General features: G+C 60.4%; 14 protein-coding genes. 13 read left to right on the forward strand and 1 reads right to left on the reverse strand.

The window, feature by feature from the left end; translation table 11 throughout:
• Position 1: 1 nt before the first annotated feature.
• Positions 2–3,007, reverse strand: coding sequence for a DUF1566 domain-containing protein (locus BN1139_RS00355; RefSeq protein ID WP_041979882.1), 3,006 nt, complete (start codon positions 3,005–3,007; stop codon positions 2–4).
• A 61-nt stretch (positions 3,008–3,068) separates the two neighbouring features.
• On the opposite strand from BN1139_RS00355, the gene BN1139_RS21700 reads away from it, so the two are divergent.
• From BN1139_RS21700 to BN1139_RS00420, 13 genes are read left to right on the forward strand one after another with little or no spacing between them, the layout of a single operon-like run.
• Positions 3,069–3,431: a Flp family type IVb pilin gene (locus BN1139_RS21700; RefSeq protein ID WP_232297606.1), complete on the forward strand. Its 363-nt coding sequence runs from the start codon at positions 3,069–3,071 to the stop codon at positions 3,429–3,431.
• A complete protein-coding gene (locus tag BN1139_RS00365; protein ID WP_005350405.1) occupies positions 3,431–3,844 on the forward strand; it encodes a prepilin peptidase in 414 nt (137 codons plus the stop codon). The genes BN1139_RS21700 and BN1139_RS00365 overlap by 1 nt, the downstream gene beginning before the upstream one ends.
• A 9-nt stretch (positions 3,845–3,853) precedes the next feature.
• Positions 3,854–4,744: a Flp pilus assembly protein CpaB gene (cpaB, locus tag BN1139_RS00370; RefSeq protein ID WP_005350407.1), complete on the forward strand. Its 891-nt coding sequence runs from the start codon at positions 3,854–3,856 to the stop codon at positions 4,742–4,744.
• Between the two features lie 19 nt (positions 4,745–4,763).
• The gene (locus tag BN1139_RS00375) at positions 4,764–6,161 is read left to right on the forward strand and encodes a type II and III secretion system protein family protein (protein WP_005350408.1); all 1,398 of its coding nucleotides are present in this window, start codon (positions 4,764–4,766) and stop codon (positions 6,159–6,161) included.
• An 11-nt stretch (positions 6,162–6,172) separates the two neighbouring features.
• Positions 6,173–6,721 carry a hypothetical protein gene (locus tag BN1139_RS00380; protein WP_005350409.1) on the forward strand — a complete coding sequence of 183 codons (549 nt, stop codon included), beginning with the start codon at positions 6,173–6,175 and terminating at the stop codon, positions 6,719–6,721.
• A gap of 3 nt (positions 6,722–6,724) precedes the next feature.
• Positions 6,725–7,858: a CpaE/TadZ family protein gene (locus BN1139_RS00385; RefSeq protein ID WP_013723953.1), complete on the forward strand. Its 1,134-nt coding sequence runs from the start codon at positions 6,725–6,727 to the stop codon at positions 7,856–7,858.
• Complete coding sequence (locus BN1139_RS00390) at positions 7,858–9,171, forward strand: TadA family conjugal transfer-associated ATPase (protein ID WP_013723952.1); 1,314 nt, start codon at positions 7,858–7,860, stop codon at positions 9,169–9,171. Before BN1139_RS00385 ends, BN1139_RS00390 begins: the two co-directional genes overlap by 1 nt.
• Positions 9,168–10,052: a type II secretion system F family protein gene (locus BN1139_RS00395; protein ID WP_005359307.1), complete on the forward strand. Its 885-nt coding sequence runs from the start codon at positions 9,168–9,170 to the stop codon at positions 10,050–10,052. The genes BN1139_RS00390 and BN1139_RS00395 overlap by 4 nt, the downstream gene beginning before the upstream one ends.
• Positions 10,053–10,055: 3 nt before the next feature.
• A complete protein-coding gene (locus BN1139_RS00400; RefSeq protein WP_005359308.1) occupies positions 10,056–10,940 on the forward strand; it encodes a type II secretion system F family protein in 885 nt (294 codons plus the stop codon).
• 19 nt (positions 10,941–10,959) lie between these two features.
• A complete protein-coding gene (locus BN1139_RS00405) occupies positions 10,960–11,718 on the forward strand; it encodes a tetratricopeptide repeat protein (protein WP_013723951.1) in 759 nt (252 codons plus the stop codon).
• Positions 11,715–12,188 (forward strand): TadE/TadG family type IV pilus assembly protein, encoded by a 474-nt coding sequence (locus tag BN1139_RS00410; protein ID WP_005359316.1) that lies wholly within the window; start codon positions 11,715–11,717, stop codon positions 12,186–12,188. Before BN1139_RS00405 ends, BN1139_RS00410 begins: the two co-directional genes overlap by 4 nt.
• On the forward strand, positions 12,185–12,676 hold the full coding sequence (locus tag BN1139_RS00415; protein ID WP_013723950.1) for a hypothetical protein: 492 nt from the start codon (positions 12,185–12,187) through the stop codon (positions 12,674–12,676). Before BN1139_RS00410 ends, BN1139_RS00415 begins: the two co-directional genes overlap by 4 nt.
• A complete protein-coding gene (locus tag BN1139_RS00420; protein WP_013723949.1) occupies positions 12,676–14,058 on the forward strand; it encodes a vWA domain-containing protein in 1,383 nt (460 codons plus the stop codon). The genes BN1139_RS00415 and BN1139_RS00420 overlap by 1 nt, the downstream gene beginning before the upstream one ends.
• Positions 14,059–14,064 lie beyond the last annotated feature (6 nt).

Raw genomic sequence — 14,064 nt, forward strand, 5'->3', positions numbered from 1 at the left:
TTTATTCTCCTGTGACCTTGAAGCCATCGCTCACCAGCATGACGTGGTGGGGTTGATACTGGCGGGCAATGCTGCCACGTAGCTGGGTAGTTGGGCGAACCTGGTAAGCATCTGGTCCGCCGTCATCTTTCTCCCAGGTGCCGATGGGGCGACTGACCGGCATCACATCCGAGGTCCAGAAGCCGTAGAAGATCGTCTCTACCGCGTTCCACTGACCATAAGTGACAGATAGTCCTGAATTGAATGGGAAGTAGCGGGTGTCGAGGGCAATGGGGTTATCCCGGGTCAGGGTCATGATGCCGTAGAATTCCTGCTGGCTGGGGGCGCGCCAGTTGGAGAGGCCGCATAGCTTGCTCTGGTTGACTTGGCTTATCTGGCGTTTCAGGTTGCAGCGGCTGCGGTCACTAGCCAGAGCACCACTTTGCGGGTCATAGCAGCTGCCGTTGAAGGCGTTGTTGCTCTGGATATCGTCATAGGCAAACAGGCTTTTGTCATCGTGCAGGGAAGATTCGCCATCCTTGTGTTGTACCTTGGTCTCCCACACCAGCCCACTCAGGGCGTCGGCCACGCAGGCAAACGGCATCTGTTTGTAGGAGAGATCCTGGCGTGGCAGGGGGTCTCCCCGGTTGTCCAGCTTGATGTAGCGAGCGCCGAGCACTCCATCCAGATTGCTGTTGACCGCTTGTCCACTCAAGGGATCGCAGCGGCTATCCAAGTCCCGGCCACGCTTGCCATCATCTAGCCCCATGCTGTGGGTGATACGGGTATCGGCCACATGCAACTGCCCGGCTCGGTAGGTCAGTGGGGCACTGATGGTGCCACCCTCGCTCATCACTCTTATCTGGTAGTCCTGATAGTGAGGGAGACCCTTGAGGGTGATGCGAGTCAGCTGGCTGATGTCTTGCTGTTCGGCGTTTTCAATATGTTCAAACGGGGTTTTCCCCCAGCCAATTCGATACTGACTCACTCCCTCCTGGGGTTGCCAGCCGAGTGTGACCCAGTGGCTGCCATCCTGATCACGGCCCTGACCCAGAATAGCAAGGCCGATCACTTGATCTGACAACACCTCGCGCTGACAGACAGGGGATATGGGGCTGTTGGGGTAGGGGGTGAGCCAGCTACCCGCTGTGCTGGTTCCGGGATAGAGAAGAGCATCGCTTTCCGAGTTGCGGATCAGACCGGCCGCCGCCTTGATGATGTGGGAGATGTTCTTGTCTGGATTGGCATTCAACAGGGGGCCCAGCCCGCTATTTTCGGCGATGGTGGTTTCCAGTTTGAACAGGTCCGGTATCTGATTGTTGCGGGACACGGTTGAATATTCATTGGCCATGTTGATCTCCAGCCAGCTCAGCAGTTGCTGGCGAAAATCAGTGCCCTCGATCAGGTTGACAGGTTGCTGCCAGAGCTCCCCTTCGACCTGCAGGGCAACCATGGCTGCCAGTAGCTCAACCTGATGCCTCGGTAGTGTCTTGAGTTTTTGATCCAGCTCCGCCAGGGTCCAGGCTTGCCAGTCCAGGAAAGAGCCCATGCCGGCACTGAGTGTGGTTTTGAGCAGCAGAGCCCACTGCGCCGTGGTGGTATAGCCCACATTGAGGCGCGGATATTCGTTGGCACCGAGCATGCCATCGCGATTTTCATCGCGCTTGACCAGCTCGCAGAAAGAGCCGAGCACCGAGCGCAGTTCCACCTCACTCTTGGCATCCTGTACCACCAGGGTCAGGGTGTCTTCCATCAGATCATCACTGGTCTCGCTGCTGCCCGGTTTGCAACTGGCGAAGCTGTTGTTGAGGTCAGCAAGCGTGAGAGTGATGCTGTACTGGTTGCCCTGCTTGATGGGAAGAGACTCTTGCATCCGACCACTCTGGGCCATTACCGCAAGCCGTTGTGGCCGAATGGGGCGTTCGGGTTTGAAATAGTGGGCATTGAGCCCATCGTGGTTGGGTTTGGCACCGATCTCTACCGATACCGATGCTTCGCTCAGACGAGAGGGGTATTGTCCCAGCAAGGTCAGTTTGCGCTGTGGGTAGAAGGTGGTGAGCAGCTGGTAGGTCGCTGTGCGGGTATCCAGTTTCTCCATGGCAGCGAGGGCATCGTTCAGCCGGGCTTCGGCGTCGTCAGGTAATGTTGTGCCTTGGCTGGTGGCCAGTGTCGTCAGGTGTTCAAGCAGGGTGGATGTCGGGTTGGACTGTTGTTGGCTGACCAGTGCAGTTGCCAACTCACCGAGCTGCTGAGCCGGGTTTGGCGTATCGCCGTTCAGGGTCAACTGCAGCAAGGCGGTGAGATCTCGGGCAAAACGGTGATTGAGATGAGGGTCACTGAAGAGCTGGCCAGAGACATCCTGTTTTCCCTCCTGCTTTTGCAGCGCTGCCATGATGCTCTGATATGCCAGCGGCATGGGGGAGAGGTGCAGGCGAGGGCTCTCTTGCTCGGTGATGATGCCATCCCCGTTTTGATCCCGTTTGAGCAGTTGTGTCAGCGCAGGCAATTCACTGCTGAGGGATAGCCCGCTGTTCTGACGGTGGCTGGCGACAAGGCGCAGCGCCTTGTCTTGTGGCCATTGGCTCAATTTCAGTTTGAAGCCGAAACTGCCATCAGCCTGAGCGCTCTGGGTGACGCAGACCTTGTCGGCACAGAGCTGAATATCAAATTGCCCACCCTGTTCGTGAGTCAGCGGCAGTGCGCCGGCCAGATCCAGCGAAGTGGGTGGAGCGGGCTGTGTCGTCTCCGTTGTTGGTTGGCCCGATTGGTCTGGTGACGTTGTTCCCGAGCCGCTACCTGAGCTCCCTCCGCTGCTACTGCTGGCGCTTCCTCCGCTGGCAGTACCTCCCGCAGTGCCCGGGTTGTTGCCACTTCCGCTATCCGGTGTGGTGGGTTGCTGGTTGCTACCGCTTCCCCCGCTGTTGCTTGTGTTATTTCCCGCCTGCTCGGGGCTGCCCAGCTCTGCCTTGCATGCCAGCAATGTGGCGCAGCAAAGGAGCAATAGCAGTGGTTTCGTTGTCCTGAACACGTTCGACTCCGTTATTGTTTTTTAGATTATTAATCTGCCAAGTCCGGTTTTTAGCGCGTAGATGAAACTAATTGCAGATGCTTTTGCTGTTAACTTCGTTAGATTTGCAAATTCACTCTGCGAATTATTTCATTTTACGATAATGATATTGATTCTCGTTTGTGATCTCAATATCATCTTGTCGTTGTTTAATTTCAGGCATAAAAAACAGGGACAAAAAATGACGATGCGAGTTTGGGATTACCTTCGTGACTACCTGAAGGATGAAAGCGGTGCCACAGCCATTGAATACGGCATCCTGGCTGCCGGGTTGGCGGCCGGGATCCTGGCCATATTTGGCTCGGACGGGATCTTCATCACGGCGTTGAAAGAGAAGTTCACCGCCATTGTTGCCGGGTTGAATATGGACGCGGCTGGCAAGTGATGGCGTGGGGGCAATGGCTCGCCACATTGATGGTCTGCTGGTGTCTGGTCAGTGATTTGTTCGAACGGCGGATCCCCAATCTTGCGGTGCTGGTACTGGCCCTCTGGGTTGGCTGGTTGTTGCCGTTCAATCCGCTGTCACTGGTGTTGGCCATACTGACCTTGCTGCTGGGGCTGGTTGCCTATCACCGAGGCTGGTGTGGCGCCGGTGACAGCAAATTGCTGGCGGTCTGCCTCTATGGGGCAGGCGAGCAATGGCCCGAATTATTGCTGTTGATGGCGTTCTCCGGTGGCCTGCTCAGCCTGGTGTGTTTGATCCATAGCCGCCTGCGCCCTTCACCCAATCCAACTACTGTGCCTTATGGGGTTGCCATCCTCTGGGCGGCAGCTCTGACCACACCTCTATTTATGTAGTCACACCTTATGAAGAAACTCTTTTTGCTTATCGCTGCACTGCTGGTGCTGGCGGCGATGCTGGCTACCTTGTGGCCAGCTGAACCTGCGCCGCAGAGCGGTGCATCCCCACGGGATCCGCCAGCAGAATCGTTGGCGCCGGATCGGGTGGCCCAAGTGCTGGTTGCCGCCCATCGGGTGCAGGCCGGTTCTTTCATCCATCCCGAAGATCTGCGCTGGCAAGCCCTTCCCGAAGCCGAAGAGAGGAACCTGCCGGGTCTCTTTCTGTTTGGTTTTACCGATACCAAGGCCCTCAAGGGGAGTCTGGTGACCCGCACGCTGGAGGCGGGCCAGATAGTCTCTGCCGATGATCTGGTTCGTCCCGAGCAGAGCCACTATCTCTCCGCCATGATGGCGCCGGGCATGCGAGCGGTGACGCTGGCGTTGGGGAGGGAGGCGGCCAGCCACGGCCTGATCCGGCCCGGTAACCGGGTGGATGTGATCCTCACCAGCAAGCATGCGCGTCAGCACAATGCCCAAGGGGCAGAGGTAACCAGCAATCAGTCGGCCGAGATCATTCTGACCGATATCAAACTGCTGGCCATCGACGCCCAGGTGACCGATATCGCCGCGCTCAACGGCAATCCTGCGGCACAGGATAACTTCGACCAGGTCGCCGTGACCTTCGAGTTGCCCCCTCGGGCGGCAGCACGCTTGTTGCTGGCACATCGCTTGGGAGAGCTGGCTCTGGTACTGCGTTCGGCACAGAGCGCACCGGCGGGCAGCCCTGCGATGGCGCTGCCGGAGGGGAGTCTGATATGGGCTGAACAGGTCGCTCGCGGCCAGAACCCGAGAGCTATTCCAGGTCATGGGGTCAAGATCAGTTATGGCGACGGCAACGACCGAACCCGTCAACCCTAATCAACACAGAAAGGAAATGATGTTGCGAACATTTGCCATATTGCTCGCCATGCTGCCGCTCTGGGCCGCAGCCGCCGAGAGCCTGACGCTCACTCCCGAGCAATCCACTCTGCTCAATTTTGATGAACCTGTGCTGGATGCCTTTGTTGCTAATTCGGAGTTGGTCAGAGTGCACAGCCCCTCTGATCAGCAGTTGCTGATCTATGGCCGCAAGGTGGGCCACACCGATCTGGTGGTGACCGCCCTCGATGGCCGAACCCTGGGTCACTATCGGGTAACCGTCGTCGCTGACCTCGCACCGCTGGAACAGCTGGCCCGTCAGCATTTCCCCCAGAGTCGGCTCACCTTTAGCGAGTCGGGCGGTGCCATCGTAGTGGCAGGAGAGGTGACCAGCCCGCTGCAGGCGCATGAAATCCTCAGCATGGTGGAAGGCTTTGCCAAGGGACTGCAACCGCAATCCGTCGCCCAGAGTACGGTGATGGCCCCTTCGCCTCAGGCGGGTAATCAGGATGAAGGTGCAGCAGTCGCCGGTGGGGGCAGCGGTCAGTACGCCAATGTCATCAACCAGCTGCGACTGGCCGGATCGGATCAAATCAACATATCGGTGCGCATCGTCGAGATGCAGCGTACTACCAGTGAACAGCTGGGGCTGCGCTGGAGCGCGATGGGGGAGTATCTGCAGTTGGGGGTCTCGCCGGGTAACCGTTTCCCGAAGCCGCTGGAGCGAGGCAGCTGGACCGGCAAGAAAGATGTGGTCTACATCAACGCCATCATCGATGCGCTGGTGGAAAACAGCCTGGTCAATGTACTGGCCGAGCCCAACCTGACGGCCAAATCGGGAGAGGCGGCGACCTTTATGTCCGGCGGTGAGTTCCCCTTTCCGGTTGGCAACGGGGATAACGGGCCCGAGATTGAGTTCAAGAAGTTCGGCATCTCGCTGGAGCTGACGCCGACCCTGCTGGACAACAATCGCATCAGCCTGACGGTCTCCCCGGAAGTATCGACCCTGAGCCGGGAGAACAGCGTCACCATTGCCGGGGTCGTGGTACCGGGTATCGAGACGCGTCGTACCACCACCACCATCGAGCTGGCTGACGGCCAGAGCTTTGCGCTGGCAGGTTTGGTGCGCAGCCATCGCAACCAGAATAACGAAGCGCTGCCCTTCCTGGGAGAGATCCCCGGGCTGGCCCCCTTCTTTGGCAGCAACAGCTTCAAAAATCAGGAGAGCGAGCTGGTGATCATCGCCACCGCCCGTCTGGTGCAGCCCACCAGCGATCCCCTTTCCCTGTCGACGCCGCTGGATCACTACCGGGCTCCGAGTCGCTTCGAGCGACTGTTCTTCACCGACATGGGGTCAACCCAATCGCCGGCGGCGCAGACAACCCGCCTGTTCGGCAACTATGGCTACAGCTACTGAGGAGGATGACCATGTTGAAAGAGACGCTGTTGCTGGTCATGACGTTGCCGTTACTGGCTTGTACCACCCCACCTCCGGCTGCCCCTCTCAAGGATCAGTTGCAATTCCGGGTTGCCCCATCGCAGTTGCAACAGCAGTTGCAATGGCAATTGGCCCCTTTGGCCAATCGGCTGGAGGCGGGCACCGTCACGCTGCAGATCCGCGGGCCGCAGCCAGCAAGCAATGCGCCAACGCCGGAGGCGCTGCGCCAGCAGCTGGCTCAGTGGCTGGCGCTTGATACCCGGCTCATCTTCACCCCGACCGGGCAAGGTGACTATCAGGTGCAACTCGATGTCACCTTGCAGCCGGATAGCTGCCGTTATGCCAGAGGCGGGGCGTCAGCCCCTGCCAGCGCCTGTCTGGTGCTGCGCAATCAATATCGTGCTCAAAGCCATGGCGAGCACTGGGCTCGTGGTGCCCGTTATGACGGCAGTGGTAGCGCCCTCGATGCCGGCGCGGTACAGCGCCTCTATCAGGGCAAGGCCAAATCGGCCAAGAAACAGCAGACGACCGGGGAGTAAGTCATGAGTGAACAAGCCAAACGGCTGGTGGCCGTGACGCGCCAGCCCGCCTTGAGTGCCGGGGTCGAGCGGGTGATGGCCGGGTTGAGCGATGTGGAGCACCTGCAGCTGACGGGCTCTCTGGCGGAGGCCAGAGCGCACTGCCTGGCTCACGGTGCGCCCGATATCCTGCTGGTGGAGGTGGAAAATCAGCAGACGCTGGCGGCCGATCTGGCGGCGCTTGCTGAATGTTGTCCACCCCAGATGCGGCTGGTGCTGCTGGGGGAGCGGGGGGATGTTGCCCTGTTTCGCTGGTTGATCTCGGTGGGGGTGGATGATTACTACCCGGCGCCGCTGGATCCTGATGCGCTTCGTGCAGGTCTGCTGCGTCTGCTGGGGGTGCCGCTGGTGACCTCCTTGCGCAAAGGGAGAGTGATCTGTGTCGTGGGTGCCGCGGGTGGCGTGGGCACCAGTACCGTCTGCGCCAATCTGGCACTGGAGCTGGCAGAGCAGCATCACCGTCAGGTGGCCCTGCTGGATCTCAATCTTTATCACAGCCGTCACCCCATTTTGCTGGGCAGCGACTATGCCCCGCCCGGCGAGCAGTGGTGGCAGGCAACCGATCGGTTAGATGGCACCCTGCTGGCCCACACCGCTCATCAACTCGGGCCACGGTTGTTCCTTTTCTATGACGAGGGCGCTGAGCTGGTGCTCGGCGCCGAGCAGCTGGTGGCCGCGGTCAATGTGATGGCGGAGCACTACAGCACCCTCATTATCGATGTGCCGGACCTGCGCAGCCATGGGTTACGCGCCTTGCTGCAAGAGGCAGATGTGGTGATCTGGTTGCACGATTTCAGTCTGGGGGCATTGCGACTGCTGGGGAACTTGCCCAAAGGGGGACAGGCTCAACGTCACCTGCTGGTAGGCAACCATTGCCGCGGCAAGGAGGCACGAGTGCCCGCCGCGGAGCTGGATCGGGTCTGTGGTCAACCTCATGCAGCCGTATTGCCTTATGACCACGGCGCCTTTGTGCGAGCCGAGCGGGCCGGTATGGCGCTAATCAAGCAAAAAAGCAAACTGGCCCGAGCAATCAAGTGGCTGGCAGCCGAGCTGGTTGGCACTCAACCAGCGGGACGCCGCCGGGGAGGATTGCGCTGATGTTTGGACAAGCCAGCAATCGGCAGCCGCCGGTACAAGGGGCGCTGCTGACCATGTCTGAGGCCGCGCGCGAGGCGTTTTACGAGCTGGTGGAGCCCTCGGTGGCCGCCACCTTGCCCCGTGATGCATTGCTGGAGCGGGTCGCCAATGCTCTCGAGCAGCTCTCGAGCCGCCGCATGCTCCCTTACAACCGTCAGGAGTTGCTCCTGCTGGGGCGGCAACTGGTGGACGAGATGGTGGGGGTCGGGCCGCTGCAACCCCTGCTCGATGATCCCGAGGTGTCGGACATTCTGGTCAATGGTCCGGACAAGGTCTATGTGGAGCGGCACGGCAAGCTGGTGTTATCGGGGGTGCGCTTTCGCGACCGTCAGCATGTGTTCAATGTGGCGCAGCGGATCGTCAATGCGGTGGGACGGCGGGTGGATGAGTCCACCCCCATGGTGGATGCCCGTCTGGCCGATGGCAGCCGGGTCAACGTCATTGCACCGCCGATCGCCCTGTGCGGCACTTCCATCTCCATTCGTAAATTCCCGAGTAGCCGCCTGACGTTGGCTCATCTGGTGGAGAAAGGGGCATTGTCGGACGCCATGGCCCGCTTTCTCGGTCTGGCTGCTCGCAGTCGTTTCAACGTGTTGATCTCGGGAGGGACGGGGTCGGGCAAGACCACCCTGCTCAACGCTCTGAGCAAGCACATCAACGACGACGAGCGGATCATCACCATTGAAGATGCTGCCGAGCTCTCTCTTGAGCAGCCGCACTGGGTACCGCTGGAAACGCGCAACGAGAGTGCCGAAGGCAAGGGGGAGGTGAGCGTGCGGGCGCTGGTGCGCAATGCGCTGCGGATGCGGCCGGACCGGATCATCTTGGGGGAAGTGCGCGGCGCCGAGGCGTTCGACATGCTGCAGGCGATGAACACCGGCCATGACGGTTCACTCTGCACCCTGCACGCCAACACCCCGGAAGATGCGCTGCTGCGCCTGACCAACATGTTGCAGATGGGGGCGGAGCGCCTCTCCGAGCAGATCATTCAGGCCCAGATCGCCAGCGCGGTGGATCTGGTGGTGCAACTGGAGCGGATGCGCGATGGTCAGCGCCGCATCACTGCCATCAGTGAAATCACGGCGCTGGAGGGAGGCCAGATCAGGATGCAACCGGTGTTTCGTTTCGTGCTGGAGTCCGAGCTGCACGGCAAGTTGCAGGGGCGCTTCATGGCCCATCCGCTCTCGGCCGGGGTACAAGAAAAGGCCCGTCAGGCGGGCCTGCTAGCCGAGTTGCAGGCGTGCATGGATGAAGATGGGGAGGAGGACGCATGAGTGTGTTGTTATCCGTCTGCCTTGGCTGGGGGGCGGCCTGTCTGCTGCTCTGGCAGTGGCAGAGTCGGCGTGAAGCCTGGCTGCAACAGAGCCAGCGTTATGGCGGGCAACCGGAGTCCCGGGAGGCGGCGCGTCCCTTGCCCCAGTGGTATCAGCAGATGGTGACCATGGTGGGTCAGGAACAACTGACACGCTGGTGCTGGCAGGGGCCGGCAGGCGCCGCACTTGCCTGCATCTTGCTGGTCGCCAATGGCATGCCGCTTTGGCTGGCGTTGTTGCTGGCGGTTGGTGGTGCGCTGCTGCTTGGTCTGCTGCTCTATCAACAACTGCAACAGCGTGCGCTGGAGCAGTTTCGCACCGGCCTGCCCGAGGTGATTGACGGGATGATCCGGGCGCTGCGGGTGGGGGCGCCGCTGGCCGATATTTTCCAGCAAGTGGCACGGCAGCAGCGCGGCTTGATGTCACGGCTGTTTGCCCAGATGCACGACGAGTTGCAGGTGGGGCAACCGGTAGCGCAGGTGATGCGACAGGCTGCAAACAGGGTCACGGTGGCCGAGTTCCAGTTTCTGACCATAGTGCTCAGCCTGCAGCAAGAGACCGGTGGTCGCCTCTCCGACGTGCTGGCACAACTGGTCGAAACCCTGCGTGCCCGTCAGACCCTGGCGGCCAGCATCCAGACCATCACCGCCGAGAGTCGCAACTCTGCCAAGGTATTGGCAGCTCTGCCTGTCATCATCCTGCTGGTGCTGTTCAGTACCGGGCGGGAGCACTTTACCTATCTGATGACCACGGCCAGCGGCCAGTGGGTGATGGGGTATGTCTCAATCAGCGTGGCGGTGGGGCTTTGGCTTATCCGCCGGCTCACGCGTCTGCAGGGGTAGGTCATGGCTGTTACCCAACTATTCGCATTGGCACTGCTGTCGCTTGCGCTTGCCGCTGTGACGGGCTGGTACGGTTACCGGCAACAGCAACAGTGGCAACAACAGTGTCGCCGTTATGCCACTCTTGCTGCGGCAAAGGTGCCGGGGCGTGAGTGGCTGGCGTGGTGCGGCCGCGGTTATCCGGTGGGCGGCCGCGAGCAGGCACGCTTGCAGCAGTTACTGGCGCAAGCCGGGATCTTTGCCAGCCAGGGTTTTGACCGGTTACGGGGTGCCAAGCTGCTGGGGGGGCTGGGGTTGGCCATCATGGTGCTGACATGGCGCCTGCTGGGTGCCCCGGCCGATGGATTCACCCTGATGTGGGTACTGATGGCCTATGTGGTAGGGGCCGGTTTGCCGGAGCGCTGGCTGCAGTGGCGAGCCCGCAAGGTCAAGGCGGCTCAGCAGAAAGTGGTGCCTGATGCCATCGACCTGCTGGTGATCAGTGTCGAGGCGGGGCTTGCGCTGGATCGGGCGTTGCTGCGAGTGGGCCACTATCTGGAGGCGTTGGAGCCGGGGCTTGCCCGGCAATTCTTGCGTACTCATGCCGAGATCCAGATGCGCGGCGATCAGGCCAGCTGTCTTGCACGGCTTGCCTGGCGGACCGGCTTGCCCGAGCTGGATCGTCTCGCCAACACCTTGCAGATGGCTCAGCAGTACGGGTCGCCATTGGCCGAGACCATGCGCACCATCAGTCAGGAGGCGCGCCAGATGCGACGACTGGCACTGGAGGAGCAGGCAGGCTCCCTGCCGGGCAAGATCACCCTCATCCAGATGGCGCTCATCATGTTGCCCATGCTGGTGCTGATCATTGCCCCCACCCTCAATTTGTTGATCAACAGCCTGCGTTGAGCAGGTGATGGAATCGGATATGAAATCAAGCTATTACCTCATTTTTATCTCGCTGCTTCTGCTGGCGGGATGCAGCAGCCATGGTGATGCATCGGCACAGAGTCAAAGCAATGGCATGGCGGTGGCCAAGGCCGCTTTTGATTCTGCCCAGTATGAGAAGGCTGAACGCCTCTATCTGGCGCTCTTGAGCAGTGATGCCTCGCTGGAAGAGGCGCAGCTGATGCTGGCGCGAACCCGTTATCAGCAAGATAAAAAGCAGGCCGCGCGCGATGGCCTGCAACAGCTGCTCGACCGCGCTGGCAAGCAGGCACCGGAGGCGGCCAATTATCTGGGCAAGTTCCTGCTCGATGATGGGCGCACGGAGGAGGCCGCAACCGCTTATCGTCAAGGACTCGCTTTGCCGGAGCTGACACCGTTGGCACGGGCCCGGCTCAGCAACGGGCTGGGGGTAGCCAGTCTGCGGCAGGGGGCGTTTGCCAAAGGGCGAGCGCTGTTTGAGGCGGCGGTCGCCGCTGCTCCGGATGAGCCTGACTATCGGGGCAATCTGGCATTGGGCTGGTTGATGGAGGGTAACCGGGTCGCAGCTCGTCAGGCCTTCGAGCCGCTGCTGCATTATCAGAGCCTGCCACCCCAGGTGGAGATGAACTACGCCCTGCTGCTGCTGGCCGAGGGCAATGAACCTCAGGCTCGCCTCATCCTGTCGCGCTTTCTCAGTGCCAGCCAGTTGGAACACGATATCCGGCTGCTCAAGGCGCAACTCAGAGGGCAGTCTGTGTGAATCATCAGCGTGGCGTGGCCAGCATCGAACTGGTGATCATCTTGCCACTGCTGCTGGCGTTGTTGTTGCTGGTGGTGGATGTGCTGCGGATACAGCTGCAATACAGCACCCTGGAGTATGGCCTGCGCGCTGCATTGCGGGAGCTGCAGGCAGAGTCGGCCGCCGGGCGGATCCCCTTGGCTGGCGCTATTCGGGAGCGGTTACTGAAGCAAGGGCACGGTGAATTGGCTGGTGTGGAGGTGACTGTCAGGCATCATGTGTCACTTGCAGCCATGTTGGGACAACAAGAGGGAGGGCTGGATCCTGGCAGTGACACCCGTGCGCCAGCCGATCCCGTGCTGGAGGTGACTGCCAGACTTCGCCCCCGTTTGCTGCTGACTCCGAGCTGGCTGGTGGCCGATCGCCAGCTGGGTTATCAGAGCACCTTGTTGTTGCTGACTGACCGGTTGCCGGCAGGTGGTGCAGGATGAGCAGAACCATCTCTCGACCCGCACAAAACAGAGGGAGCATCAGCATCGAGGCGATGCTGTTTATCCCCGCGCTGTTGGCCCTGCTCAGTTTTGGCAACGAGGCATTGCAACTGCTGCGCCTTGAACAGCGGTTGCACAATGTGGCCTATAACGTGACGCAGATCGTGACCCAGCAAGGGGTCACGCAGGATGCGGCGGCAGTTTCCCAGCTGGCGTTTTATCAAGGATTTGTGCAGCAGCAACTGGCGGCTCTGCATGGTGGGCAAGCGGCGTTGACCATAGAGCAGTACAACAGCGCCAGTGGTGAACTGTTGCCGTTGTTGCAGGGAAGTGGCTGTGTCGGGCAGGGCAATTGGCCGCCGCTGCGGGTTGGCACCTTGATGCGGGTGACCCTCTGCTATCGCCCGGATTTGGAAGGGGGGGGCATGTTTAGCCGCCTGTGGGGCGATCGTGCATTGACCACCCACTTTATTCAGGAGGTCCACTGATGCCACTATTGTCTGAACAGCGTGGCGGCTTATCTCCGGCATTCGCATTGATGCTGGTCGGGGTATTGGCGCTGACCGGGGTCGCCATCGAGCTGGTGCGCGGTTACAACGGCCAGAGTCTGCTCAGCGCCGCTGCCGATGCAGTCATCTACTCTGCGGCAGATAGCGACACAGCCTTGCAAGATGCCCAGGCGCTGATGCAGGCCAATCTGAGCGGGCGTAATCTGCAGGTGGCTACTCCCCGCCTGAGCCAGGGAGAGCAGGGGGCGCAGGTGATCTTGCAGGGAAAAGTTCCTGCTCTGATGGATCTCTCGGCGATAGATGAAGGGGAGGAGGGGATGCCGATTGCGGCGGCTGCGCGTGCCAGCAGTGCACGAAGCCGGATCGAAGTCGCGCTGGTGCTGGATATTTCCGATTCCATGTCAGGTGCACCCATGAAGGCAATCAAGCAGGGCCTTGTCGAGTTTGGCGAGGTGCTGTTTGGTCGCGAGCGGCGCAATCAGGAGCGGGTAGTCAGCATCATTCCCGCCACCGGGCTGGTCAATATCGGCGATCATCCCGAGCTGTTTCATCCCGAAAGCATCGAAATTCCCTTCGGGTTGCGGACGCTGGCAGAGGAGCGTGGTTGGCTCAATCTGTTGTCGCGAGAGGTGCCTGGGCGTCAACGCAAGGCATTCTGTGCCAGATTGCCAGAACATGTTGATGGTATCGATCGGGTGGCAGAGGTCACGCCCGGCTGGATCCGCAAACTGGAGCAGGCCCCGCGGGATGAACTGAGGCCCCATCTTTTTTACAGCACCAAGCCTCCCCCCATTGCCCGTTATGGCGATGGGACGCCCTTGCTGGCCTTTGCGCCAAAAGAAAATCCGCTGGATCGCTATCTGGAGAACCGCCGTGACAAGCTCGGCATCTTCGATGATCCGGATTGCGGGGTGAGCCCCATTCAGGCGCACCTGTCGACCCGTGCCGACTATCGTCAGGCGCTTGATACCCTCTATGCCGCATTCAATACCAACACGGCAGAGGGGGTGATGTGGGGTTGGCGGCTGCTTTCACCAGAGTGGCAGGGACGCTGGCGGCAGGGGGCGGCAGCTTTGCCGCGCCCATATGAGTTACAGGATAACCGCAAGATCATGGTGCTGTTTTCCGATGGGGAACACATGACCGAGGCGGCATTGCGGGATCGCAAGCAGTTGCTGTTATGCCGGGAGATGAAACGCAAGGGGATCCAGATCTATACGGTGGCGTTCGAAGGGGATACCCGTTTCGTGGCTCAGTGTGCCAGTGATCGCTCCCTGGCCTTCAAAGCAACCAAAAGCAATATTCGTACTGTACTGACCCGGTTGGCGAGCTCCATCAACGATGTCGTGTTGACGAAATAATGCAAA

The sequence above is a fragment of the Aeromonas veronii bv. veronii genome (assembly GCF_000820225.1).
In the GTDB taxonomy this organism is placed as follows: Bacteria; Pseudomonadota; Gammaproteobacteria; order Enterobacterales; family Aeromonadaceae; genus Aeromonas; species Aeromonas veronii.